The organism is Pseudomonas sp. FGI182, from assembly GCF_000511325.1.
Lineage (GTDB): Bacteria > Pseudomonadota > Gammaproteobacteria > Pseudomonadales > Pseudomonadaceae > Aquipseudomonas > Aquipseudomonas putida_Z.
The window spans coordinates 166,668-189,766 of the sequence record NZ_CP007012.1 but is presented as its reverse complement, the minus strand read 5'-3'; the positions used below and the strand labels follow the sequence as shown (position 1 = coordinate 189,766).

Sequence of the window (23,099 nt, the reverse complement as noted above, 5' to 3'; positions counted from 1 at the left end):
AGGAAACGTCTGAAGAAATGGATTGCAGATCTAACTTACATCGAGAGAAAGGTTACCCGCCCCCAAGGCCCGCGCCTTTGCGCGGGCCCTGGGGTAGGTCAGGCGCGTACGCCTTCGGGCAAAGGCAGGGCCAGCAGGCGCTCGTCCAGCAGGCCGAGGCCCTCCTGGAACAGCTGGTTGCTGCGCTCGGTCTCGCCAAGGCCAGCGAGCAGGCGCGCCAGCTCGGCACAAGCCTCGGGGTTGCGCTCCATGCGCAGGCTGCTTTCCAGGTAGTCGCGCGCCTTGCCCCACAGGCGGTTCTGCAGGCTCAGACGGCCCAGGGTAAGCAGCAGGCTGGCATCTTGCGGGTGGGCCTTGAGCCAACCTTCGGCTGTTTGCAGCTGGCGCGCCGGGTCATCGCCGCGCACCAGGCCGTACAGGCGGGCCAGGTGGCTTTCGTATTCACGCTTGAGGGCGGTACGCAGCACTTGTTCGGCTTCGCTCTGGGCACCCACCTGGCGCAATTGCTCGGCATAGGCCAGCACCAGCTGTGGCTCCTGGCGCTGGGCTGCGGTCAGTTGCTGCCAGGCGCGCTCCAAGGCCTGACGGGCACTTTGCGCGTCCTCGCCACGGGTGGTGGCCAGGCTCAGGTTCTGGCCCCAGGCACGTTGTTCCAGGGCTGCCAGCTCGGCGGCCGGCAGCACCTTGCCCTTGCGCAGGTCGGGCAGCAGGCGGATCAGTGCCGACCAGTCGCCGCGCTCCAGGTACAGGCGCTGCAGCAGGCGCAGCACCTGGCCGTTGTGCGGGTGGCGCTCCTGCATGGCCAGCAGGGTTTCGAGGGCGCCGTCGCTTTCGCCACGGTCCATCTGCAACTGTGCATGGGTCAGGGCGATAGCCAGTTCCGCTTGCGGCTGGCGCTCCAGGGCACGTTCCAGCAGGTTGTCGCTGTCTTCGGTTCGGCCTTGCTCGTTGGCGGCACGCGCGGCACCGAGGTAGTACAGCAACGGCTGGCGCTCGGCCTCGGCGGCACGGTGCAGATGGCGCTGGGCACTGGCCCAACGGCCCTCGGCGAGGTCCAGCTGGCCCTGCTCGATGGCCAGACGAACGCGCCGGCTGCGATTACGCCGCGACCACGGGTTGACCACGCCGCTGGAAGTCAGCACCAGGCCGACCAGGTAGCGCACCAGCCACAGCAGCAGCACTACAGCCAGCAAGCCGGCCAGGGCCGCCCACAGCCCCGACTGGTAGCGGAAGCTGCCATAGGAGATCAGCACGTAGCCGCTGTGCTTGGCGACCGCAATACCCAGCGCCGCGGCGACCACGATCGCCAGCACGGCCAGCAGGTAGACACGCTTCATGGCTTGCCCCCTTCAGCCTCGGCCGGCAGGTGGCGGCGCTGTATATAGGCCTGCACTGCGGCCAGGCTTTCGCTGAGGTCGGGGGTAACCACCGACACCGGCTGCTCGGCCAGGGCGTTGAGGCTGTCAAGCATGGCCTTGCTTTGCGGGTTGTCGGCGTTGAAGTTGGCCAGCAGCACGCTGCGGGCGTCGTCCAGCGCCTGGGTGTACACCTTGCTATCGCCATTGAGCGCTGCCCACTGGGCCTGCTCGATGGTCAGGCTCAGGGCCAGGCGCAGCTGGTTCAGTTGCTGCCCGGCCAGCAGCGGACGCACGTTGTCATCGGCGTTGAAGTCGATCTGGAAGTACTTGGAGATCTCGGCCCACCACTGGGACAGGCGACTGGCGCCGTCACCATCGGCGGTGAGCGCGCCCAAGGCATCGGCATTGGTGTCGAACTCCGGCGACTGGGCGCTGAGTTGCTGCACCAGCTCGCGCTGAGCGGCCAGTTTCAGGAACAGGCCGGTACGGTCCGGTTGCTGGGTGCTGTTGAGCGTGGCCAGGCTGCGCGCCAGTTGCTCACGGGCGGCGAAGGCCCCCGGATCGCTCTGCTCGCGCAGGATCTCGTCCGCCCCCTCGACCAAAGCCTTGGCACTGGTGATGTCCTGCAGCGCAGACAGGCGCAGGGTGGCCAGGCGCAGCAGGTGCTCGGCCTCGGCCAGGCGCCATTCCTTGCGGCTTTCGCCCAGTACGGTTTCCAGGCGCTGGCTGAGGCGTTGCTGGTCGCCTTGCAACTGCGCCACCAGGCGGCGGCGGTCTTCCAGCTCGCTGGCCGCCGGCAGGCTGGCCAGCTGCGCGCTGATCTGCTGTTCACGCTGCTGCAGGGCTTCGGCGCGCTGGTTCAGCGCCTCGATGTGCTGGCCCTGGTTGAATTCGCTGCCTTGCAGTTGACGCACCTGCCAGACACCCCAGCCACCTACCGCCACCCCGGCCGCGCCCAACAGCAGGGCCAACGTTGCCAGGCCACTGCCGGAGCGCTTGGCAGGTGGGGCGGTGACGGGTTCCGCCGGCGCCTGTGCCGACGGCTGATCGTTATTGGACAAGACAGTCTCGCTCACGTATCCATCCTTTGCATGGGGGCGCATCGCGTTCAGCTTAGCGCCTTAAGAGGCAGGTGCAGCGCTGCGCTGCACGGCTGCCAGCAAGGCCGTGGCACTGGCGCCACGGCAATCCACAACCTGTTGGGCCCCGGCGGCCCTGGCCTGCTCGGCAACCCGAGGGCTGGGCACGAACAGCGGCATACGCGCCAGCTGCGGCCAATCGGCGCCGGCCATCTGCTGCAAGTGTTCAAAACCCTGCCCACTGCTGACCACCAGGCCATTGAGGCGTTCCGCTTCGATGCGGCGCATCAGGGTACCTGGTGGGTAAGACGGCAGGCAGCGACGATACAGTTCCAGATAATCGACACTAGCACCTTGCTCTGCAAGACGCTCTGCCAGCAGTTCGCGACCTCCAACGCCACGAACGATCAAGATCCGCGGTGCCGGCACGGCAACTGCCTGGCGCAGGGCTGGCAGCGCCAGCAACGCTTCGCTGTCATCGCCTCGTGGGGGGAAGCTCACCGCCAGGCCCGCGCCCTGCAGCACGGCGGCGGTTGCCTCGCCCACAGTGAACCAGCCTTGCACGGGTGGCTGCAGACCGGCATCGGCCAGTTGCTCAAGCAACAACCGGGCTGCCGGCTTGCTGACCACGATGATCGCCTGGAAGCCCTGCAGGCCTTCCAGCAATAGGCGTTGCTGGTTATCCACAGCGACGGGCTCGATTGCCAACAGCGGCAGGCAGCTGCTGCCTACCCCCGCCGCTGCCAGGCTTTGCGCCAGTGCCGCACAGTCCTCGGCAGGCCGGGTCAGCAACAGGCGCCACGAACTCACGGGTGGCCGGCCTCGCCGTAGACTTCCTTGAGGATGGCCTCGGCGCCCTGCCCCAGCAGGTCCTCGGCCACCTGCACGCCCAGGGTTTCGGCGGCAGTACGTGGGGCGCGGGCATCGGCCACCAGCAGGGTACCGCCGCTGGGCTGGCCGACCAGGCCACGCAGCCACAGCTGGTCACCTTCCAGCACCGCATAGCAGGCAATCGGTACCTGGCAGCCGCCATTCAGGCGTTTGTTCAGGGCGCGTTCGGCCACCACCCGGTCGGCGGTATCGGCATGGTGCAGCGGCGCCAGCAGCGCGTGGATTTGCTGGTCGGCGCTGCGGCATTCGATGCCCACCGCGCCCTGGCCGCCAGCCGGCAGGCTGTCATCGACGCTGATGGTGGAGGTGATGCGGTCTTCGAAGCCCAGGCGGATCAAGCCGGCGGCGGCGAGGATGATGGCGTCGTACTCACCGGCATCCAGCTTGGCCAGGCGGGTGTTGACGTTGCCGCGCAGGAAGCGGATTTGCAGGTCCGGGCGACGCGCCAGCAACTGGGCCTGGCGACGCAGGCTGGAGGTACCGACGATGCTGCCGGCAGGCAGCGCATCAAGGCTGTCAAAGGTATTGGAAACAAAGGCATCACGCGGGTCTTCGCGCTCGCAGATGCAATACAGGCCCAGGCCTTCGGGGAAGTCCATGGGCACGTCCTTCATCGAATGCACGGCGATGTCGGCTTCGTTGTCCAGCAGGGCGGTTTCCAGTTCCTTGACGAACAGGCCCTTGCCACCGATCTTTGCCAGCGGCGCGTCGAGCAGCTTGTCGCCACGGCTGACCATGGGCACCAGGGTCACCAGCAGACCGGGGTGGGCCTGCTCGAGGCGGGCTTTGACGTATTCGGCCTGCCACAGGGCCAAGGCACTTTTACGGGTGGCAATGCGGATTTCGCGAGTGGACATGGAACGCCCCGATCCAGAGAAATGCTGTCGATGATAACAGCATCGCCGGTATCGCTAGCAGATGTGGATCAGGATCCTGTGCTTACCTGTACCGCCCAATCGCCGGCAAGCCAGCTCCCACAGAAGCCGTGCAAGGCTCAAGGCTGACGCTATACCTGTGGGAGCTGACTTGCCGGCGATTGGGCCGGTACAGGCTCAGAGGGTTTGCATCATCTTGCGCACACCGGCCACATGGCGCCGGCTGACGGTCAGGGCGTCACCGTCCAGGCCTTTCAGGTATAGCTGAAAATGCCCCAGCGGCGTGCGCTGCAGGCGTTCGATCCGCTCACGGGCGACCAGCGCATTGCGGTGGATACGCACGAAGCGTTCGCCAAACTCGTCTTCCAGGGCCTTGAGGGGCTCGTCGAGCAGTACTTCCCCGGCCTCGTGGCGCAAGGTCACGTACTTGTGATCGGCAATGAAATAGATCACCTGGGGCAAAGGGATCAGTTCGATGCCTTTGCGCGTGCGGGCACTGATGTGGCTACGCGGGCCGCCGCCTTCATTGGCCGGCCTGGTGAGCGCCGCCAATTGGGCGCGGTTGGGCTTTTCAGCCTTGCGCAAGGCATCGCGCAAGGCCTGGGCCTGGAAAGGTTTGGTCACATGGCTGAGGGTACTGTCCTTGAAAGCCTCGGCACCGTATTCATCGTCCCCGGTGCAAAACACCACCGCCGGCGGCGCCTCGCGCTCGCACAGGCGAGCAGCAACCTGCAGGCCGTCCAGGCCTGGCATGCCAATGTCCAGCAGGACCACATCGGGCTTGAGGCTTTCGATCAGCGCCAAGGCCTCCTCGCCGTTGGTGGCGCTAGGCTCCAGCACGGTGTAACCCTCCAGTTCGCCGAGCAGCCGGCTAAGGCGCTCACGGCCTTGGGGTTCGTCATCAACGATCAGGACATTCATAATTGCGCTGGATTCCTGAATGAGTCTCGCACAGGTATAGCGTAGACAGGTATGGTTCGAGCGACACTAAGGTCACGCTCTAGACCGGTGCGATGGCCAAAGATTCACTCGGCCGGCAGATTCACTGCCAGTCCTCTGTCCAACTGTAGACGGTCCGTGGAACACTGCCGTTCATTCCTGCAAATCCTTCTCTATCGTTTTCCGCGCATTTCTCTCGACCAGCGCCCTGCGGCGGCCAGCCCAAACCCTGCTATCATCGGCGCCACTTTTTCGTTCACGCCTGCAATGAGTGAATCCATGAGCACCGACAAGACCAATCAGTCCTGGGGCGGCCGCTTCAGTGAGCCCGTCGACGCCTTCGTCGCCCGTTTCACCGCCTCGGTCGATTTCGACAAGCGCCTGTACCGCCACGACATCATGGGTTCGATCGCCCATGCCACCATGCTGGCGCAGGTCGGCGTGCTCAGCGATGCCGAGCGCGACACCATCATCGATGGCCTGAAGACCATCCAGGGCGAGATCGAGGCTGGCACCTTCGACTGGCGTGTCGACCTCGAAGACGTGCACATGAACATCGAGGCACGCCTGACCGACCGTATCGGCATCACCGGCAAGAAGCTGCACACCGGCCGTAGCCGCAACGACCAGGTGGCCACCGACATTCGCCTTTGGCTGCGCGACGAAATCGACCTGATCCTGGCCGAAATCACCCGCCTGCAGCAGGGTCTGCTGGAGCAGGCCGAGCGTGAAGCCGAGACCATCATGCCCGGCTTCACTCACCTGCAGACGGCCCAGCCGGTCACCTTCGGCCACCACCTGCTGGCCTGGTTCGAAATGCTCAGCCGCGACTACGAGCGCCTGGTCGACTGCCGCAAGCGTGCCAACCGCATGCCCCTGGGCAGCGCCGCGCTGGCAGGCACCACCTACCCGATCGACCGTGAACTCACCTGCAAGCTGCTGGGCTTCGAAGCCGTGGCCGGCAACTCGCTGGACGGCGTGTCGGACCGCGACTTCGCCATCGAATTCTGCGCCGCCGCCAGCGTGGCGATGATGCACCTGTCGCGCTTCTCCGAAGAGCTGGTGCTGTGGACCAGCGCGCAGTTCCAGTTCATCGACCTGCCAGACCGCTTCTGCACCGGCAGCTCCATCATGCCGCAGAAAAAGAACCCGGACGTGCCGGAACTGGTACGTGGCAAGAGCGGCCGTGTGTTCGGCGCCCTGACCGGCCTGCTGACCCTGATGAAAGGCCAGCCGCTGGCCTACAACAAGGACAACCAGGAAGACAAGGAACCACTGTTCGACGCCGCCGACACCCTGCGCGACTCGCTGCGTGCCTTTGCCGACATGATCCCGGCAATCAAGCCCAAGCACGCCATCATGCGTGAAGCGGCCTTGCGCGGTTTCTCCACCGCCACCGACCTGGCCGACTACCTGGTACGCCGTGGCCTGCCGTTCCGTGACTGCCACGAGATCGTGGGTCACGCGGTGAAGTATGGCGTGGACACCGGCAAGGACCTGGCCGAGATGAGCCTGGACGAACTGCGCCAGTTCAGCGACCAGATCGAGCAGGACGTGTTTGCCGTGCTGACCCTGGAAGGCTCGGTGAATGCCCGTAACCACATTGGTGGTACCGCACCGGCGCAGGTGCGTGCGGCCGTCGCCCGCGGCAAGGCGCTGCTGGCTTCGCGTTAAGGCCCATTGCGAGGGCTTCGCCCTCGTTCGCGGGTAAACCCGCTCCCACAGGTATTGCACAGGCTTCAAAAGCAGTGCTGTACCTGTGGGAGCGGGTTTACCCGCGAATGCCCCAACACTGTTCTCAGCGTTTTCCGCTGCGAATCATCTCCATGAAGGCCGGCATCGCCGCCTCCTTGTCCGCCACGATCCGCGCCATGTGCGGGTTGTCGCCCATCAGCTGCAGCAACGCCTTGGCCTGCGGGAAGTCCGCCAGGAAGTCGATGTTCAGCACCTTCTTGCCCACCGCACAGGCCAGGTCGACCGAGAAGCAGAACATCAGGTCTGCCAGGGTCAGTTGCTCACCCGCCACATAGGGTGCGAAGCGGCCGTTACGCTTGAGCGTGGCAAAACCGGCCAGCAGGTCGGCACGGGCTTTTTCCTTTATCAGCGGCTCGACCTGCATACCAAAGAAAGACTCGGCATAGCAGGTACGCGCCGGCAGCTCGATGTACAGCTCGATTTCCTTGAGCAGCTCACGCACCTTGGCCTGCCCGAACGGGTCGGCCGGCAGCAGCGCCTTGCCGCCCTGGGTCTGCTCGATATAGTCGAGGATCACGCTGGTTTCGCTGAGGAAGCCGTGTTCGGTCTGCAGCACCGGCACCTTGCCTCGCGGGCTCACTTCCAGCGCCTGTGGCGCCTGGCCGCCATAGAAGGTGACTTCCTCGAAGGGCAGGCCTTTTTCCAGCAGGGCCAGCTTGACCATGTTGTAGTAGTTGCTGACCGAGAATCCATGAAGCTTGAGCATGAGGTAACAGCCTCCAGGCCGTAAGGGGTTGGCCCGGCTTTTATAGACCGTACGCCCGCTCCTGACCAGCGTCATGCGCCCCGTCAATGCCCGGGCATTGCCGCCACAGGCGTGGCACACTGTGCATCCCATCCTAGGAGTACCGCCATGAGCGAGCCCACCGACATCGACAATGACGACGACGAAGCCTTCGCCGAGGCAACGCTGACCCAGGCCATCGAGAACCAGATCGAAAGCGGCGACCCGGCGGCGGCGAAAGCCACGTTCAACAAACTGACCCTGGTCGGTTACGAGCGCGAAGACATTCTCAACCTGATGGCCCATGTACTGGCCTTCGAAATTGACAACATGCTGGTGGAAGACCGCGAGTTCGACCGCCAGTGGTACGAGAATGCCCTGCGTGCGCTGCCCGAGCTGCCACCTGAGATGGATCAAGGCGAGGACGAATAACCCGGCTACACTCGAAGATCAGGCACCGTAGAACGGTGCCGTCATCCTTGTCTGGAAGTCAGGAGTCGCCATGCCTTTTACCCCCGATCTGATCGCTGAACTGGAAGTCCTTTCGCTGTTCAAGCACGACAGCAGCCAGGAAGGCATCAAGATTCACAAGAACGCTTCCCCCGCCCTGGTAGCCGCCGCGCAACGCCTGCATGAAAAGGGGCTGACCGATCAACCTGATGGCGGCTACCTGACCAGCCTGGGTCATGACGCTGTCGAAAGTGTCCAGTTGCTGCAGAACATTCTCAAGGCGCCACAGCCGGCCTGAGTTCCCTTCGCGGTCTGTGTGTAGGAGCGGCCTTGTGTCGCGACAGGGCCGCACAGCGGCCCCAGCAATTAGTGCAGCGTTACTGAAATCCTGGGGCCGCTTTGCGGCCCTGTCGCGACACAAGGCCGCTCCTACAAGGGATCGCGTGAGGCTTTCAGTTAGCAGTGACCCTGCGCTTCTCCGCCAGGCGCGAGCGCCCGTACAGGAACAAGATGGCCAGCAAGGCCAGCGCCTGCGCCGAAAGCGAGTAGGCGTCAGCGTGAATCCCCAGCCAGTCGAACTCGAAGAACGCCACCGGCCGTGTTCCAAGTACCCCGGCCTCTTGCAACGCCTTCACGCCATGCCCGGCGAACACCACCGACAAGGCACATAGCAGCGCGGCGTTGATGCTGAAGAACAGCGACAGCGGCAGCTTGGCCGAGCCACGCAGGATCACCCAGGCCAACCCCACCAGCAGCACCAGCGCCGTGGCGCCACCCGCCAGCACCGCCTGGTGCCCGGCTGGGCCGGCCTGCAGCCACAGGGTTTCGTAGAACAGGATCACTTCGAACAGTTCGCGGTAAACCGAGAAGAACGCCAGCACGGCAAAACCGAAACGTCCACCACCACTGACCAGGCTGCTCTTGATGTAGTCCTGCCAGGCGGCGGCATGGCGGCGGTCGTGCATCCACACGCCAAGCCACAGCACCATCACCGCGGCGAAAAGCGCCGTGCAGCCTTCCAGCAGTTCGCGCTGGGCGCCACCGACGTCGATCACGTAGGCTGCCAGCGCCCAGGTTGCGAAACCAGCCACCAACGCCAGGCCCCAGCCGATGTTGACGCTGCGCACCGCCGACTGCTGGCCGGTATTGCGCAGGAAGGCCAGGATCGCCGCCAGCACCAGAATCGCCTCCAGGCCTTCGCGCAGCAGGATCAGCAAGCCGGATACAAAGCTCAGCGACCAGCTCAGGCCATCGCTGCCCAGCAGCTTGGAAGCCTGCTCCAGCTTGGCCTTGGCTTCGCTCAGGCGTTGCTCGGCCTGGGCCGCGGGCAAGCCGTCCTGCAGCGACTGACGGTAGGCCATCAGCGATTTTTCGGTGTCCTTGCGCGCCTGGGTGTCGATGTTGTCCAGCGAGCTTTCCACCAGCTCGAAGCCTTCCAGGTAGGCCGCCACTGACAGGTCATAGGCCTGGTCGTGATCACCTGCGCGGTAGGCCGCCAGGCTCTTGTCCAAGGTGCTCGCGGTGTATTCGAGCAATTGCGCAGGGCCACGCTTGACCTGCGGCGGCTGGGCGCGCTGGGCGCGGAACGCCTCCACGGCCGTGGCACCTTCGCTGGCGGCAACTTCGGCCGGGGTCTGGCGGGCAAGGTCGGCGATGTTCCAGGCCTTGTCGCCTTTGCCGGCTTCTGGCCTGGCGGTGAAGCTGGCGATATAGGCAGCCACATCCCAACGCTGGCGGTCGTCCAGCTGGTCGGCAAAGGAAGGCATCTCGGTGCCATCGATGCCCAGGGCCAGGGTGTTGTAGAGGTCGAACAGGCTCAACTGGTCGAGGCGCGAAACATCGCGCAGGTTGGCGGGTGCAGGCTCCAGGCCCACGCCGGCCGGGCCGTCGCCGGCGCCAGTGTCGCCGTGGCAGATCGAGCAGTTTTGCGCATACAGCGAAGCGCCGCGGGCTGGGTCCGGGGTAATCACTGGAGCCTGGCTGACCTCGTAGGCCACCGCCAGGCGTGCACCCAGCTGGCGGGCCTGCCTGGCAACAGCCGGGCCGTCCTGGCGCTGGTCGATGGCCTGGCGCAGCGCCTGGACGCCCTGCTCCAGGGCTGCTTGTTCAGCATGCGCAGGCAGGCCTTTGACCAAGTCGGCCAATACCGCGCTGAACTCCTGCTGCTCGCGGTATTCACCATCGTCTATCACCTTGCCGCCTTGCACGGTGGGCGGGTAGTCGGCGCCAATGTAGTCCAGCAGGTGCAGGGCCTTGGTGGCCTCGGCGGGGGCTTCGGCCAACGCCAGGGTGCTGCACAGCGCCAGCACCGGGCCGAGCAATATAACCGGCAGCCAGGCAAGCAGACGGGAACGGGTTTTCATGGCCAGTCTCGAAGGGAATGCGAAAGAGAACATTGTTCACTCCCACTTTGCTTCGCTCAAGGGTGCCGGGCGGATTTCATGAAAAATCTTGCTACAAATCAGATGAAGAGGGGGATGCGCTGAACCTGTGGGAGATTCTGTCTTGTGTTGTCTGCCCACAGGTATTGCACATGGCTTGAGGGAGATGCGGTCGAGGTGGGAGCTGGCTTGCCGGCGATGGGCCGCACAGCGGCCCCGGGGTCTTTAGGGCTATTGAAGAACCTTGTTCATCCCCCGCTCCATATCATCAATCAAAGCCTTGGCCATCTCGCTTAGTATCCGCGCAGCGCTACCGGCAATGCGGTCGTTTTCCATTTCCGCTTCGGTGGTCAGGTGGCGAATACAGCCCAGCAGCACAGATAGCTGCGAGAAAGCATGGCTGAACGGCACATTTGGCTGCAGGCGGAACAAGTCGAAGGTTTCCACACCTGCGGTTGCAGAGTCTCTGGGGTCATTGCTCATCGGGTCGCTCCTTGATCGTGGCGGGTTGCATGGGTGCGGTCGCACACGGCATTGATCAGGCGGCAGAGCAATCGAATATTCATGCCCATGGCATTGCGCATGTCGCCGGGAGGGTTGTCGAGCAGGACTGTGGTGGTGTGGTCGATGGTCAGGGTGATGGCGCTGACCAGCTCTTCGCAGTCTTTGGGGCTGAGTGGATCGATTAGTGAGAGCGCGGGAGGGTCGAGCAAAAGCAGATCGGTAACAGGTGGATCGGGGACGAGCTTATTCATGGCAGAACTCCGTATGGTGGATTGAACTGCTCTCCTCCTTGTCTCACGAAGTTGGGTGGCAGTCGTGTACGGTGTGAGACACGGGACATACGGTAACCCCGGCCAGGCCGAAGCCTGTCCGCACACGACCGCCATAACGCGGTGCTACCGAATGTAAACCGGGTGTCTCACGCCCGATCGCCTTGCGAGGCGACCCCACGACAGTAGTCCGGGAACACTTCCCAGCCAAGACAGCACCTTCCGACAGGTGCTGTAGGATAATTCGACAGGGCGTCCGAACTGAAGCATTTGGTTTCAGGTTCGGAAATGTCTTACAGCTCTAGAACCTAGGCGAGGGCTTTGCCCTCGATCGCCGGCAAGCCAGCTCCCACAGGTGGACTACAGGGCTCGAAAACAGCGCAGTACATGTGGGAGCGGGCGTGCCCGCGAAGAATTCAACGCGGTGGCTGGCACCGGCTGCGCCGGTGTTCGCGGGCACGCCCGCTCCCACAGGGTCCCCGCTAAATCAGTAAGTTATGTGCAGCTCTATGGGAGCTGGCTTGCCGGCGATTGGGTCCTCAAGGCTTGGCGGTATCCTTCCACCCCCCACCCAACGCCAGGAACACTCCAATCTGCCCCTGAGCCACTTGGCTATTGGCCGCTGCCAGCTGCGCGCGCATGTCGGTATAGGTACGCGTCGCCTGCAGGTCGGCCAGGAACGATTCACGCCCCGCCTGGTAATACCGGTGCGTCTGGTCCGCCGCTTCCTTGGCCGACTTCTCCGCCTCGGCCAGCGCGTCACGCCGGTCCAGCAGGGCGCTGTACTGCGCCAGGCGGGTCTGGGTCTCGCGAATGGCGTTCAGCACTACCCCATCAAAATTCGCCAGGGCGGCCTGGGTCGAGGCTTCGGCCATGCGAATGCGGGCGCGGGTGCCATTGGTGGGGATGGTCCAGCTGATCTGCGGGCCGAAGCCCCAGCGGTTGGTCGCCGGCTCGCCAAGGTTCTCGAGGATACCGATGGTGCCAACCTGGGCGCCGATGCTGATGTCCGGGTACAGGGCCCCGGTGGCCACGCCGATGTAGGCAGTGGCAGCCGCCAGCTGCCGTTCGGCCTGACGCACGTCGGGACGGCGCTTGAGCAACGCCGCGCCATCGCCCACCGGGACCAGCTGGTTCAGGTGCGGCAGCTCGGCACAATCGGCAGTGCCGGCAGGCAGCTGATCAACCGGTTTTGCCAACAAGGCAGCCAGTGTGTACATGCCGGTCTCGCGCTCCGCCTTGAAGCGTGGCAGCTCGGCGCGCAAGGATTTGAACTGGGTCTGCGAGCGGGTGACCTGGGTTTCGTCGCCACGCCCGGCATCACGCAGGCGCTGGTTAAGCTTCACGCTCTGCTCCTGCAGGTCAAGCGACTCGCGGGCAATGTGGTATTCCTCGTTGGCCGAGCACACCTGGGTGTAGGCCTTGACCACATCCGCCACCAGGGTGATGCGGGCGGTATCGGCGGCGGCCTGCACTGCGTCGGCATTGGCCTTGGCCGCCTCGGTGCCACGCTTGAAAGTACCCCACAGGTCGAACTGGTACGAAGCACTGATGATGGCTTCGCCGATGTTGGCCACCGGCACTTTCTCTGGCAGCAGGAAGGCCTCGCCCGATTCCTGCAGGCGCTGGGCGCCAAGCTTGACGCCGCCGTTGAAGCCACCTTGCGACTCAGCCACTTCGACCTGGGCGCGCGCCTTGGCAATGTTGGCGGCAGCCACGCGCAGGTCGGTGTTGGCACTCAGGGCCTGGCGCACCAGCTCGTTCAGCCGTTGATCCTGATACAGCTGCCACCAGTCCTCAGGCACCGGTGCCGATACCACGCTGTCGGCATCCTGGCGCAGCGGGCCGTTGAGGTCGCTGCGTTGCACCGCTGCGTCCTTCGGCACCTCATAGTCGGGGCCGACCATCATGCAGGCCCCCAACGACAGGCACAGCCCCGCCAGGATCAGCTGTTTCATGGGCGCTGGCCCTCGATGATCGACACCGTGGCGGTTCGCCCGGCAATCATGCGGAAGTCTTGCGGCACTTCATCAAAGGCGATGCGCACCGGAATACGCTGGGCCAGGCGCACCCAGCTGAATGCGGGGTTGACGTTGGGCAACAGGTTGGCACCACTGCTGCGGTCGCGGTCTTCGATGCCGGCGGCAAAGCTTTGCACATGGCCACGCAGGCGGGTGTTGTCGCCCATGACGCGAATGTCTACGGCATCGCCGATGTGGATACCGCCAAGCTTGGTTTCCTCGAAGTAGCCATCGACGTGGTACGAGGCGCTGTCGACCACCGACAGCACCGGGCGGCCGGCGGTGACGAATTCGTGATTACGCGGTGCTCGGTCGTTCAGGTAACCGTCCACCGGGCTGCGCACCACCGAGCGGTCGAGGTTGAGCTGGGCGGTATCGACGGCCACCTGCGCTTCGCTGACGGCGGAACGGGCACGGGCCTCGCGGGACTGGCTTTCTTCCAGCTGCTCGGCGGCCACCAGGTTGCCCAGCTTGCGGTTGCGCTGCGCTTCGCGGGAGGCCTGGGCCAGGGTTTCCTGGCGCTCACCCAGGGTCGCCTTGGCCTGGCGCAGGGCCAGGGTGAAGCGGTCCTGGTCGATGGTAAACAGCACATCGCCGCGCTTGACGGTCTGGTTGTCACGCACCTCGACCTTCTGGATCAGCCCGGACACGTCCGGGGCGATCTGGATCACGTCGGCGCGGATGTGGCCGTCGCGGGTCCAGGGGGCGAACATGTAGTACACCACCATCTGCCACACGAGCACGGCGGCGAAGGTCACTACCAGCAAGGTCAGGACCACACGGCCCAGGGTCAGCAAAGGTTTTTTCATGGCAGCATCAGGTTTCGGCAAAAGTGGTCCACCGCACCAAGCAGCACGGCATACAGAGCAACGTTGAACAACGCCCGGTGCCAGACCAGGCGGTAGAAATGCAGGCGCACCAGCACCGCGTGCACCCCGAGGAACAGCAGGTAGGTGCCAAACATCATCACCAGCAGCGTGGGCAGGAATACCCCGCTGATATCCAGTTCACCAATCACAGGGGCGCTCCGTCGAGGCCGGGGGGCAGTTGCGGTTGTTCGGCTGGCTCGAGCATCACCTCCACGCCCGGCAGCAGCGCCAGGCGCAGGCCGCTCAGCGCGTGCAGCAGGTGGGTACGGGCATCGCCGCGCTCGTACAGCTCATCCAGGTTCAGCGCCAGGCGCGCGCGCTCCATGTTGCGCAGCAGCGCGGCCGGGGCGTGCAGGCGCTCGCCGGCGCGCAGGCAAGCGGCATAGTGCGCGCCGACTTCCTCGACTACCGTGTTCAGGCGCTCACGAGCCTGCTGCCCGGCACGCGGCATGTAGGCCAGCAGGTCGAGCAGGTTCAACCCCACGCGCAGGTCGCGCAGTGCCACGCCGCTGTCCTGCCCGGTTTGCGACAAGCGCGGCAGGTGCTGCATCAGGCGGTCGAGCATCTGCACACCGACCTGGCGGTGCTCGGCCAGGGTGGCCGGCTCGGTCATTTCGACGATGTCGCGCCAGGCGAAGCGGGTCATGCGCTTGGCTGCCAGCTCCACGCCGAACGGGCGCATCACCAAGGTCCAGATGAAGGCGAACAGCAGCCCCACGGGGCCGGCCAGGTTGGAATTGAGGAAGGTGAAGAAGTCAGCATCGTAGGCGCCCTGGATGCTGATGAAGGTCGAGGTGTTGACGATGGTCAGCAAGGTACCCAGGTAGAAGCGCGGCTGCACGGTCAGGGTGCCAACGCAGATGAATGGCACGGCGAAGGCCAGCACCAGCATCGGGAAGTCGTGCAGGTTGGGCAGCACCAGGAACAGGTACAGGCTGGAGAAGATGACCGACATCAGCGTCCAGAAGAAGAACCTGTAGATCTGCGGCGCCGGGTCGTCCATGGCGGCGAAGAAGCTGCACGACACGGCGGCGAGGATCACTGCGCTGGCGCCGTCGTTCCAGCCCAGGCCAATCCACAGGCCGCAGGCGACAACGATCGCCAGCACGGTTGAGGCCACCGAATACAGCATCAGGCCACGGTCGAAGAACGCCGTCAGGCGGCCCAGGCGCCAGTGGCGGTACACCGCGCGCCAGGGTTTGGAATCGTCGCTGCGCAGGGCATGTTGCAGGCTGCAGCAGTCCTGCCACAGGTCGGCCCATTCGGTCAGGCGATACAGGGCGTTGGACAGCAGCAGTTCGGCGCGCTGGTCGAGGGCAGCGGCGCCGGGCTGCAGGCGCTCGATCTGTTCGTGCAGAGCGGTCCAGCGGGCGACGGAGGCGCTGTCGACGGTGCCCTTGAGCCATTCGCGGGCGGCATCGAGCAACGGTTGCAACTGGGCGAACTGTGCCGGGGCGCGGCCTTCGAGGGCGACCAGGGCGTCGTCGAGGGCATCGATCACGGGCAGCAGGTGGATCATGCGCCCGCGCAACTCGCGGGCATTCTTCAGGGTATGCGGACCAGCGCCTTCATGGCCGAGCTGGCCGATCATCAGCTCCAGCGAGTTGAAGGTGGCGACCATCGCCCCGCGCATGCCGCCAACCTGGTCTGCACTGGCCTGGCGGGCCAGGTAGGTGTCGCTGTAGCGGATCGCTTCGGTGAACCAGCTACCAGTGGCACCGACTACAACTGGCGCCAGCCGTCGTGGCCAGAAGATCGCCCCGACCACCGCCGCGCAGACGATCCCCAGGCAGATTTCCTGGGCGCGGGAAGACGCCACGTCGAACACAGCAAGCGGGTTGTCGACCACCGCCAGGGCAATCATCGGCAAGGTGTAGCCGGCCAGCATCAGCACGTAGTTATTGGCGGTGCGCAGGTTCAGCGAAAGGAACAGCAAGGTGCCGGTCCACAGGGCGATGGCGATGCTCAGCAGCAACGGCGACTGCACCAGCGGTGGTACCAGGAAAATAGCCCCGCCGGCGCCGAGCAGCGTGCCCACGGCACGGTACAGGGCCTTGGAGCTGGTGGGGCCAAGGAACGGGCTGGAGACGATGTACACCGTGGCCATGGCCCAATAGGGGCGCGGCAACTGCATGAGCAGGGCGATGTACAGGGCGATCATGGAGGCGGCAAAGGTACGCACGCCATAGAACCAGTCGCGGGCCGGGGGCACCGAGCTGAAGAAACCGTTCATGCTGCCCCGCCTGTGTTGCCCAGGCCGGCGGCTTCGAAGGCACGCAGCACGCGCAAGGCAGCTTCCAGGTCGGCCTGGTCGATGCCATGCAGCACCTCGCGGCGCAGGCGCACCAGCTCGGCTTCGATGGACTCGGCCAGGGTGCGGCCTTCGGCGGTCAGGCTCAGGGCCTTGGCGCGGCGGTCCAGCGGGTCTTCGCTGCGACATACCAGGCCAGCCTTGCACAGCTGGTCGAGCAGGCGCACCAGCGATGGGCTTTCCAGGCCGGCGGCCTGGGCCACGGCCACCTGATGCACGCCGTCACCCAGGCGCACGATCATCAGCAACGGCGCGGCGCAGGCCTCGGAAATGCCGTAACCGGTCAGGGCGGTATGGCAGATGCGCCGCCAATGGCGGGCGGCAACCACCATGCCACTGCTGACTTGCAGGCGCAGGAGATCAAGGGACATGACAGGAACCAAGGATATTCATAGTTTGCTAACTATCAATATACGCCTGTGCCTCCCCCTGTCGTCAACCAGGGGGATGGATGAATTGTTGTTCATGCTGGGGCTTCTGGCCTGCCTGTGCCGGCCTCTTCGCGGGTAAACCCGCTCCCACAGGTGCTGCATAGGATTCAGCCATGCGCGGTACCTGTGGGAGCGGGTTTACCCGCGAAGAGGCCCGGACAGGCAACAGAGCATTCAGGGCTGAATCTGGTCTTCCAGCTTCATGGTCAAGGCCAATGTACTGCCCATCTGCACCGCCCGGTCACGCCACTCCTGGTAGCGGCCCTCGTCACGGCTGCTGAAGTGCACCGCCAGCTCTTCGGCCGCCTGTACCACCCCCGCAGCTGCCGCCAGCTCCAGCCAGTACAGCGCGGCCTTGAGATCAGCCTCCACGTACAGCCCGTGCATCAACCGGTAGCCCACCTCGAAACGGCAGCGTGCCTCGCCCTGCTCGGCCCCGCGCAGGAACCACTGGTAGGCCTGCACCAGGTCGACCTGCCACTGCAGGCCGCCATCACACACCTCTTCCTCGTACAGGTCACCCAGCGCGGCAGCGGCATGCAGCATGCCCCGCTCGAAAGCCTGCCGGTAGCACTCCGCCGCCTGCATGTAAGAAGGCTCGATGCCTTTGCCGAAGTAATGTTGCTGCCCAAGGTTGAACCATGCCGCGGCATTGCCTTGCAGGGCCGCCATGCGCAACAGGTGGCCGGCCAACACGGTGTCAGCACGCCAGTATTTGCCGTTGAGCCAGATCCAGCCAAGGTCGTTGAGCGCCGCCACGCTGCCTTGCAAGGCCTGGCGGCGCAGGTCGACGTACACCGCCTGCAGGTCGCTGGCTTCGTCCAGGCGGCTGACCAGCAGCGAGCGCTGGCTGGGCAACCCTATCCCGGCAAACAGTCGCTGTCGCCTCCCGACAGCGGCCGGTGGGGCAATGACCCGCTCGGGCAAAAGGCGGGCAAGCAGCGAATGGATATTGCTGGCAGCAGACATGTTCATCCTCATTGAACGACACACAACCCCAACCTTCGGCTGTGATGAGGCGTGATTCTGCGTGACGTAACGTCAAAACCTGTCGCGAACGATTCGGCGCCAGGCAACCAAATGCGACTTCCTTGATCTGAGCAGGCTGTGGCCAATTGCCATGACCCACGCCTGCCGCCATCCTATTGCGGCAAGCCTAGACAAGGACGTTATCTTTTGCCGTTCGCCACAACTCGCGCCACCCTCAGCCGACAGTGGGCGCTGCTGCGCCAGTTGCCCAGCCGTTCCCCAGGCATTACCAGCGCCGAATTGGTCTGGCGCCTGCGTGACGTGGGCTTCACTGTCAGCAAACGCACTGTCGAGCGTGATCTCAACGAGCTGTCGCTGATATTTCCGCTGGAGCGCAATGACAAGAGCATCCCGTTTGGCTGGCATTGGTCGGCGAGCGCCGTGGGCGACTTGCGCGGCAATTTCGACTTGTTGACGCACCTGCGCGGTGATGCGCTGCAACCGGCTCGGGGCGAGGGGGTGGAGTTGGTGGCGCGGATCAGCGATACGCTGGCGCGGCAGTTGCGGGTTGCGCCGTTGAGTAGCGACATGCAGCTGACGGCCTTGGAGCACGGGCATCGGTTGCAGGCCACGGTGAGTGACGGCTGGCCACTGCGCTGGTGGCTGTTGAGCCATGGCGATGGGGTGGTGGTTGAGCAGCCGGGCGGCTTGCGGGAGGAGATTGGCAAGATCCTGAGCAATGCGGCGGCGCAGTACCAGAATTTTTAGCCTGTGCTGGCCTCTTCGCGGGCTTGCCCGCTCCCACAGGTACTCTACAGATTCTGAAGTGTGTGGTTTTCCTGTGGGAGCGGGCAAGCCCGCGAAGAGGCCGGCACAGGCATACCAGTTAGCGCTGCATCCCCCAACGCCGCACCGTCAGCCGCTCGAGGGTATTGAACACCAGCCCTTCCACCAGCAAGCCGATCAGGATCACCACCGCCAACCCGGCAAACACCTTGTCGGTGTACAGCTCGTTGCGGTTCTGGAAGATGTACCAACCCAACCCGCCTTTGCCACTGCTGGCCCCGAACACCAGCTCGGCAGCGATCAGTGTACGCCAGGCGAACGCCCAGCCGATCTTCAGCCCCGAGAGGATCGACGGCAACGCCGCCGGCACCAGGATATGCAACACCAGCCGCAGCCCTTTCAGGCCGTAATTGCGCCCGGCCATGCGCAGGGTTTCCGACACGCCGAGAAAGCCCGCATAGGTGTTCAGCGCCAGCGCCCATAGCACCGAGTGCACCAGCACGAAGATCAGGCTGTTGTCGCCCAGCCCGAACCACAGCAAAGCCAGCGGCAACAGGGCAATCGCCGGCAACGGGTTGAACATCGAGGTCAGGGTGCCCAGCAGATCGCGCCCAAGCTGGGTCGACACCGCCAGGCTGGTTAGGCCGAACGCCAGGATGATCCCCAGCAGGTAACCCTTGAGCAGAATCACCAGCGACACGCCAACCTTGGCCGGCAACTCACCGCTGACCATGCCGTCCCACAGCGCCGTGGCCGTCTGCAGGAAGGTTGGTAGCAGCAGATCGTTGCCCTGGTAGCGGGCAATGGCCTCCCACAGCACGGCGATCACCAGCAGGATGACCGCCTTGCGCAACCAGCCGTGCTGCCACAGGCGCTGAGCCAACGGCAGGTTGCGCTCCACAGGCACACTGAGCAAAGGCTCCAGCTGCACCTCGTATTCCTGGCGTACAGGTGTAGTGGTCATGGCTGAAGCTCCTGTCAGTAGGCGATACGGATATCGTTGAAACCAAGATCGTCGGGCTGTTCGGGGGCATCCACCTCATCGAACAGCAAACGATGGATGCGCCGGGCACTGGCCTGGAAGTCGCTACCACCCAGGCTGCCCAAGTCGTACTGGTGGCTGTGCACTTCGGCGCGCACCCGCCCTGGGTGGGGCGACAACAGCAGGATGCGGTTGCCGACCACCAGAGCCTCTTCGATGGAGTGGGTAACGAACAGCAGGGTAAAACGCACCTCCTCCCACAGCAGCAGCAGTTCTTCCTGCATCTTGCGCCGGGTCAGCGCATCAAGTGCCGCGAACGGTTCGTCCATCAGCAGGATCTTCGGCTGCGTGGCCAAGGCCCGGGCAATCGCCACGCGCGCCTTCATACCGCCCGAGAGGGTGTGCGGGTAGGCATCGGCGAAGGCTGCCAGGCCGACTTTTTCCAGGTAGTGCAGTGCCCGCTCCTCGGCTTCAGCGCGTTTCAGCTGGCCCGACACCAGCAGCGGGAACATGACGTTCTGCTTCACCGTCTTCCACGGCGGCAGCTGGTCGAACTCCTGGAACACCACGATGCGGTCGGGGCCTGGGCCGCTGACTGGCTGACCTTGCAGCAGAATCTGCCCTTCCTGGGGCGAGATGAACCCGGCCACGGCCTTGAGCAAGGTGGACTTGCCGCAGCCGGAGGGGCCGAGCAGCACGAAGCGGTCGGCACGGTCGACTTCGAAGCTGACCTGGTGGGTGGCCCGCACCACGCGTTGCGCGGTGCGGTATTCGAGGCTGAGGTTATCCACCTTGAGCAAAGGTGGCGTTGCGACACGGCTCAGGTTGCTGGCCGTGTGGCCTGGCAATGGGGCGGTCATGATCGGTCAGCTCCCCTGCAGTGGGCGTTCATCCTGGAAGAAGTAGTCCTTCCACGATTCCGGCTTGTGCTTGATGGCGCCTACCCGATAGAGGAAGTCGGCCAGCTTGTAGGTGTTTTTTGGCGTGACGGTGAATTCGTACTGCGGGTTGTCGATCAGCTTGATCAACGTGTCGCGGTCGATCTTGGCCTTGGTCACGCGGATGTAGGTGTCGGCGGCGGCCGCCTTGTCCTTCTGGGCGAAGTCCGCGGCTTCGGCCAGCGCATCGACGAAGGCCTTGTAGGTCTTGGGGTTGTCCTTGCGGAATTTTTCGGTGGCGAACAGCAAGGTCGGCGAGTTGGGGCCGAGCAGGTCGTAGCTGTTGAGCACCACGTGCACGTTCTTGTTGGCCAGCACCTGGTCCTGGAACGGCGGGTTGGAGAAGTGCCCGTTGAGTTCGGTGCCGCCGGCCAACAGCGCGGCAGTGGCATCCGGGTGCGGCACGGCCAGCGTGTACTTGTCGAGGCGGTTGTATTCCTTGTCGCCCCATTGCTGGGCGGCGGCGTATTGCAGGAAGCGAGACTGCACCGAAACGCCTACCGCCGGCACGGCGATGCGGTCCTTGTCGGAGAGGTCGGCAATGGTCTTCACGTTGGGGTTGCTGCTGACCAGGTAGTACGGGAAGTTGCCCAGCGAGGCCACGGCCTTGACGTTCTGTCGGCCCTTGGTACGGTCCCACACGGTCAACAATGGGCCGACGCCGGCACCGGCGATGTCCACCGAACCGGACAGCAGTGCGTCGTTGATGGCCGAACCACCCGACAGCTGGGCCCAATCGACTTCGATGTCGATGCCCTGCTCCTTGCCATGTTTTTCGATCAGATGCTGGTCACGCACTACGTTCAGCAGCAGGTAGACGATGCCGAACTGTTCGGCGATGCGAATCTTGCCTTCTGCTTGCGCCGCGGCGGGGGCCGCCAGGCTGCCGACGACCAGGCTTGCGCCCAGGCCGATGCTTGCCGCCAGGCGGCTGATGGATTTACGCATGATGGGTTTCCTCAGTCGTCAGAACGGGGCATCGCCCTGGATGGTGGTGCGGTAAAGCTTGCGCCGCAGGTGTGCGGGGCAGCCGGTGGCCAGGTGGATCAGCGAGCGGTTGTCCCAGAACACCAGGTCGTGGGGCTGCCACTGGTGGCGGTAGATGTTCTGCTCCAGCACGCTCAGGGCATACAGCTGTTGCAGCACGTCGCGGCTTTCGTCACTTGGCAGGCCGACGATACGGGTGGTGAAACCTTCGCTGACGAATAGCGCCTTGCGGCCGTTTTCCGGGTGGGTACGGACCACCGGGTGGATGACTTCCTGTACCTGCGCCAGTTGCTCGGCGGTCAGGGTCGGGCGCCAGTTGCCTTCGAATTTGGTCTCGGCGTAACGGGCGGTGTAGGAGTGCGCAGCATCACGGCCCTCGATGACCTTGCGCAGGGCCGCGGGTACGGCGTCCCAGGCCTTGTGCATGTCGGCGAACAGGGTATCGCCGCCCTCGTCGGGAAGTTCTTGGGCATGCAGCATGGAGCCGAGGCTGGGCAGTTCCTTGTACGACAGGTCCGAGTGCCAGAACTTGCCGGCATCACCCAGGCCGATGTTCTGGCCGTTTTCGATGATGTTGGAAACGATCAGGATCTCGGGGTGGCCGGCGAGCAGGAACTGCTTGAGCACATGGATCTGCAACGGACCAAAACGGCGGCTGAAGGCGATCTGCTGGTCGGGGCTGATGCGCTGGTCGCGGAACACCAGCACATGGTGATCGAGGTGGGCGCGATGGATACGGGCGAAATCCTCGGCGTTGACCGGTTTGGCCAAGTCCAGGCCGATGATCTCGGCGCCCACGGCACCGGAGAACGGGCGGATTTCGAAGCGTTGCGGCTGGGCGCTGTCGATGATCGACAAGGCGTTCGAGGCGGCTGACATTTTTCACTCCCACGCAGTGCGCGACTTCAATGGCGCGCAACGATCAGAAACGCACGGGGATTTCCCGTGTGGGTTCAAGTCGTGCGGCGCATCGATTGGTCGACGGGTACGCAGTGGAAGTGACTATAAAGTCATAAGAGCTTTATTTTAAATACCGTTAAAGAATAACCATAGCACTGCTGCCAGGGGTGCTACGCAATCAGATCAAGCCGCCCTGCTCTTCTTCATCAATGAGGTTGTTCAGGCTGCTGAGCGCCTTGCGCGCTGTAGAACGGTTGAGCAGCTTGGCCTGCGCACCGGGGGGCAGGTCGGTGATCTTGAACACACCCTTGGCGGTCAGTACATCGATCAGGTCCTCGAGCACGCGGATCATGTCGAGGTCGCTTTGCTTGAGCTGGTTGAGGCTGTTTTCCACCACGTCATGGGCAAACCATTCCTGGATATCGGCATGGTCGGCGGGGAGCATTTCGGTGAACTCGTCAAAAGCGGCTGCTTCTACCCGCAGCAACTGGCCAGCGGCATCGCGTTGCACGTAGAACATGGCGGTGTCCCTCGTCACATTGGTTCCTTGGTGGTAGACAGCAGCATAGGCAAAGATCACCAGGCACGCCGGCCCGGCGCCAGAGTATGCGCTGTCATGGAGTTGCGGGAAAGGCCCAGGCACGCGCCCTGTAGGAGCGGCCTTGTGTCGCGATAGGGCC

24 protein-coding genes are annotated in these 23,099 nt (G+C 64.3%); 4 read left to right on the top strand and 20 right to left on the bottom strand.

Going from position 1 to position 23,099, the window contains the following annotated elements; translation table 11 throughout:
* Window positions 1-98 precede the first annotated feature (98 nt).
* From C163_RS00805 to C163_RS00785, 5 genes are all read right to left on the bottom strand, one after another.
* The gene (locus tag C163_RS00805) at window positions 99-1,337 is read right to left on the bottom strand and encodes a heme biosynthesis protein HemY (protein WP_025337278.1); all 1,239 of its coding nucleotides are present in this window, start codon (window positions 1,335-1,337) and stop codon (window positions 99-101) included.
* Window positions 1,334-2,434, bottom strand: coding sequence for a uroporphyrinogen-III C-methyltransferase (locus C163_RS00800; RefSeq protein ID WP_025337277.1), 1,101 nt, complete (start codon window positions 2,432-2,434; stop codon window positions 1,334-1,336). The genes C163_RS00805 and C163_RS00800 overlap by 4 nt, the downstream gene beginning before the upstream one ends.
* 45 nt (window positions 2,435-2,479) lie before the next feature.
* A complete protein-coding gene (locus tag C163_RS00795; protein WP_025337276.1) occupies window positions 2,480-3,247 on the bottom strand; it encodes a uroporphyrinogen-III synthase in 768 nt (255 codons plus the stop codon).
* On the bottom strand, window positions 3,244-4,185 hold the full coding sequence (hemC, locus tag C163_RS00790; protein WP_025337275.1) for a hydroxymethylbilane synthase: 942 nt from the start codon (window positions 4,183-4,185) through the stop codon (window positions 3,244-3,246). The genes C163_RS00795 and hemC overlap by 4 nt, the downstream gene beginning before the upstream one ends.
* A 195-nt stretch (window positions 4,186-4,380) precedes the next feature.
* Window positions 4,381-5,124 carry a LytTR family DNA-binding domain-containing protein gene (locus C163_RS00785; RefSeq protein ID WP_015268539.1) on the bottom strand — a complete coding sequence of 248 codons (744 nt, stop codon included), beginning with the start codon at window positions 5,122-5,124 and terminating at the stop codon, window positions 4,381-4,383.
* 297 nt (window positions 5,125-5,421) lie between these two features.
* Between C163_RS00785 and argH the strand changes: the two genes are divergently transcribed.
* The gene (argH, locus tag C163_RS00780) at window positions 5,422-6,816 is read left to right on the top strand and encodes an argininosuccinate lyase (protein ID WP_025337274.1); all 1,395 of its coding nucleotides are present in this window, start codon (window positions 5,422-5,424) and stop codon (window positions 6,814-6,816) included.
* A gap of 124 nt (window positions 6,817-6,940) precedes the next feature.
* Here argH and C163_RS00775 read toward each other — a convergent pair whose 3' ends face one another.
* Window positions 6,941-7,603, bottom strand: coding sequence for a glutathione S-transferase (locus C163_RS00775; protein ID WP_025337273.1), 663 nt, complete (start codon window positions 7,601-7,603; stop codon window positions 6,941-6,943).
* Window positions 7,604-7,750: 147 nt separating this feature from the next.
* Here C163_RS00775 and C163_RS00770 point away from each other — a divergent pair, with 147 nt between their 5' ends.
* Together C163_RS00770 and C163_RS00765 are read left to right on the top strand one after the other, a co-directional pair.
* Window positions 7,751-8,053 carry a hypothetical protein gene (locus C163_RS00770; RefSeq protein ID WP_025337272.1) on the top strand — a complete coding sequence of 101 codons (303 nt, stop codon included), beginning with the start codon at window positions 7,751-7,753 and terminating at the stop codon, window positions 8,051-8,053.
* Between the two features lie 70 nt (window positions 8,054-8,123).
* The gene (locus tag C163_RS00765) at window positions 8,124-8,369 is read left to right on the top strand and encodes a TIGR02647 family protein (RefSeq protein ID WP_015268535.1); all 246 of its coding nucleotides are present in this window, start codon (window positions 8,124-8,126) and stop codon (window positions 8,367-8,369) included.
* A gap of 154 nt (window positions 8,370-8,523) precedes the next feature.
* Here C163_RS00765 and C163_RS00760 read toward each other — a convergent pair whose 3' ends face one another.
* From C163_RS00760 to C163_RS00720, 9 genes are all read right to left on the bottom strand, one after another.
* Window positions 8,524-10,467, bottom strand: a complete 1,944-nt coding sequence (locus tag C163_RS00760; RefSeq protein ID WP_025337271.1) for an FTR1 family protein — start codon at window positions 10,465-10,467, stop codon at window positions 8,524-8,526.
* Window positions 10,468-10,683: 216 nt separating this feature from the next.
* The gene (locus tag C163_RS00755) at window positions 10,684-10,935 is read right to left on the bottom strand and encodes a DUF3077 domain-containing protein (protein WP_025337270.1); all 252 of its coding nucleotides are present in this window, start codon (window positions 10,933-10,935) and stop codon (window positions 10,684-10,686) included.
* Window positions 10,932-11,207: a hypothetical protein gene (locus C163_RS00750; protein ID WP_025337269.1), complete on the bottom strand. Its 276-nt coding sequence runs from the start codon at window positions 11,205-11,207 to the stop codon at window positions 10,932-10,934. The genes C163_RS00755 and C163_RS00750 overlap by 4 nt, the downstream gene beginning before the upstream one ends.
* A 557-nt stretch (window positions 11,208-11,764) precedes the next feature.
* Entirely contained in the window at window positions 11,765-13,183 is a 1,419-nt protein-coding gene (locus C163_RS00745; RefSeq protein WP_025337268.1) for an efflux transporter outer membrane subunit, read from the bottom strand.
* Complete coding sequence (locus C163_RS00740) at window positions 13,180-14,055, bottom strand: HlyD family secretion protein (protein ID WP_010951565.1); 876 nt, start codon at window positions 14,053-14,055, stop codon at window positions 13,180-13,182. The genes C163_RS00745 and C163_RS00740 overlap by 4 nt, the downstream gene beginning before the upstream one ends.
* Complete coding sequence (locus tag C163_RS00735; RefSeq protein WP_003255905.1) at window positions 14,052-14,264, bottom strand: DUF1656 domain-containing protein; 213 nt, start codon at window positions 14,262-14,264, stop codon at window positions 14,052-14,054. The genes C163_RS00740 and C163_RS00735 overlap by 4 nt, the downstream gene beginning before the upstream one ends.
* On the bottom strand, window positions 14,261-16,348 hold the full coding sequence (locus tag C163_RS00730; RefSeq protein ID WP_025337267.1) for an FUSC family protein: 2,088 nt from the start codon (window positions 16,346-16,348) through the stop codon (window positions 14,261-14,263). Before C163_RS00730 ends, C163_RS00735 begins: the two co-directional genes overlap by 4 nt.
* Window positions 16,345-16,797, bottom strand: coding sequence for a MarR family winged helix-turn-helix transcriptional regulator (locus C163_RS00725; protein WP_025337266.1), 453 nt, complete (start codon window positions 16,795-16,797; stop codon window positions 16,345-16,347). Before C163_RS00725 ends, C163_RS00730 begins: the two co-directional genes overlap by 4 nt.
* A gap of 234 nt (window positions 16,798-17,031) precedes the next feature.
* Complete coding sequence (locus tag C163_RS00720; RefSeq protein ID WP_025337265.1) at window positions 17,032-17,826, bottom strand: tetratricopeptide repeat protein; 795 nt, start codon at window positions 17,824-17,826, stop codon at window positions 17,032-17,034.
* A gap of 207 nt (window positions 17,827-18,033) precedes the next feature.
* Between C163_RS00720 and C163_RS00715 the strand changes: the two genes are divergently transcribed.
* Entirely contained in the window at window positions 18,034-18,594 is a 561-nt protein-coding gene (locus C163_RS00715; RefSeq protein WP_025337264.1) for a WYL domain-containing protein, read from the top strand.
* 118 nt (window positions 18,595-18,712) lie between these two features.
* On the opposite strand, the gene C163_RS00710 is transcribed toward C163_RS00715, so the two are convergent.
* The 5 genes from C163_RS00710 to C163_RS00690 all read right to left on the bottom strand — a co-directional run bounded on the left by C163_RS00710 (window position 18,713) and on the right by C163_RS00690 (window position 22,939).
* Window positions 18,713-19,576: an ABC transporter permease gene (locus C163_RS00710; RefSeq protein WP_015268522.1), complete on the bottom strand. Its 864-nt coding sequence runs from the start codon at window positions 19,574-19,576 to the stop codon at window positions 18,713-18,715.
* A gap of 14 nt (window positions 19,577-19,590) precedes the next feature.
* Complete coding sequence (locus C163_RS00705) at window positions 19,591-20,454, bottom strand: ABC transporter ATP-binding protein (protein ID WP_025337263.1); 864 nt, start codon at window positions 20,452-20,454, stop codon at window positions 19,591-19,593.
* Between the two features lie 6 nt (window positions 20,455-20,460).
* Window positions 20,461-21,480, bottom strand: coding sequence for an ABC transporter substrate-binding protein (locus tag C163_RS00700; protein ID WP_025337262.1), 1,020 nt, complete (start codon window positions 21,478-21,480; stop codon window positions 20,461-20,463).
* Between the two features lie 18 nt (window positions 21,481-21,498).
* The gene (locus C163_RS00695) at window positions 21,499-22,398 is read right to left on the bottom strand and encodes a TauD/TfdA family dioxygenase (protein WP_025337261.1); all 900 of its coding nucleotides are present in this window, start codon (window positions 22,396-22,398) and stop codon (window positions 21,499-21,501) included.
* A 199-nt stretch (window positions 22,399-22,597) separates the two neighbouring features.
* Complete coding sequence (locus C163_RS00690) at window positions 22,598-22,939, bottom strand: hypothetical protein (protein WP_025337260.1); 342 nt, start codon at window positions 22,937-22,939, stop codon at window positions 22,598-22,600.
* Window positions 22,940-23,099: the final 160 nt, after the last annotated feature.

What these genes read in the sequence shown, in the direction of transcription:
- C163_RS00785 (WP_015268539.1), bottom strand. Translation starts at nt 5,124, where the DNA reads ATGAATGTCCTGATCGTTGATGACGAACCCCAAGGCCGTGAGCGCCTT.
- C163_RS00695 (WP_025337261.1), bottom strand. Translation starts at nt 22,398, where the DNA reads ATGTCAGCCGCCTCGAACGCCTTGTCGATCATCGACAGCGCCCAGCCG.
- C163_RS00770 (WP_025337272.1), top strand. Translation starts at nt 7,751, where the DNA reads ATGAGCGAGCCCACCGACATCGACAATGACGACGACGAAGCCTTCGCC.
- C163_RS00750 (WP_025337269.1), bottom strand. Translation starts at nt 11,207, where the DNA reads ATGAATAAGCTCGTCCCCGATCCACCTGTTACCGATCTGCTTTTGCTC.
- C163_RS00775 (WP_025337273.1), bottom strand. Translation starts at nt 7,603, where the DNA reads ATGCTCAAGCTTCATGGATTCTCGGTCAGCAACTACTACAACATGGTC.
- C163_RS00760 (WP_025337271.1), bottom strand. Translation starts at nt 10,467, where the DNA reads ATGTTCTCTTTCGCATTCCCTTCGAGACTGGCCATGAAAACCCGTTCC.
- C163_RS00765 (WP_015268535.1), top strand. Translation starts at nt 8,124, where the DNA reads ATGCCTTTTACCCCCGATCTGATCGCTGAACTGGAAGTCCTTTCGCTG.
- C163_RS00730 (WP_025337267.1), bottom strand. Translation starts at nt 16,348, where the DNA reads ATGAACGGTTTCTTCAGCTCGGTGCCCCCGGCCCGCGACTGGTTCTAT.
- argH (WP_025337274.1), top strand. Translation starts at nt 5,422, where the DNA reads ATGAGCACCGACAAGACCAATCAGTCCTGGGGCGGCCGCTTCAGTGAG.
- C163_RS00755 (WP_025337270.1), bottom strand. Translation starts at nt 10,935, where the DNA reads ATGAGCAATGACCCCAGAGACTCTGCAACCGCAGGTGTGGAAACCTTC.
- C163_RS00745 (WP_025337268.1), bottom strand. Translation starts at nt 13,183, where the DNA reads ATGAAACAGCTGATCCTGGCGGGGCTGTGCCTGTCGTTGGGGGCCTGC.
- C163_RS00705 (WP_025337263.1), bottom strand. Translation starts at nt 20,454, where the DNA reads ATGACCGCCCCATTGCCAGGCCACACGGCCAGCAACCTGAGCCGTGTC.
- C163_RS00690 (WP_025337260.1), bottom strand. Translation starts at nt 22,939, where the DNA reads ATGTTCTACGTGCAACGCGATGCCGCTGGCCAGTTGCTGCGGGTAGAA.
- C163_RS00700 (WP_025337262.1), bottom strand. Translation starts at nt 21,480, where the DNA reads ATGCGTAAATCCATCAGCCGCCTGGCGGCAAGCATCGGCCTGGGCGCA.
- C163_RS00725 (WP_025337266.1), bottom strand. Translation starts at nt 16,797, where the DNA reads ATGTCCCTTGATCTCCTGCGCCTGCAAGTCAGCAGTGGCATGGTGGTT.
- C163_RS00805 (WP_025337278.1), bottom strand. Translation starts at nt 1,337, where the DNA reads ATGAAGCGTGTCTACCTGCTGGCCGTGCTGGCGATCGTGGTCGCCGCG.
- C163_RS00720 (WP_025337265.1), bottom strand. Translation starts at nt 17,826, where the DNA reads ATGTCTGCTGCCAGCAATATCCATTCGCTGCTTGCCCGCCTTTTGCCC.
- C163_RS00710 (WP_015268522.1), bottom strand. Translation starts at nt 19,576, where the DNA reads ATGACCACTACACCTGTACGCCAGGAATACGAGGTGCAGCTGGAGCCT.
- hemC (WP_025337275.1), bottom strand. Translation starts at nt 4,185, where the DNA reads ATGTCCACTCGCGAAATCCGCATTGCCACCCGTAAAAGTGCCTTGGCC.
- C163_RS00740 (WP_010951565.1), bottom strand. Translation starts at nt 14,055, where the DNA reads ATGAAAAAACCTTTGCTGACCCTGGGCCGTGTGGTCCTGACCTTGCTG.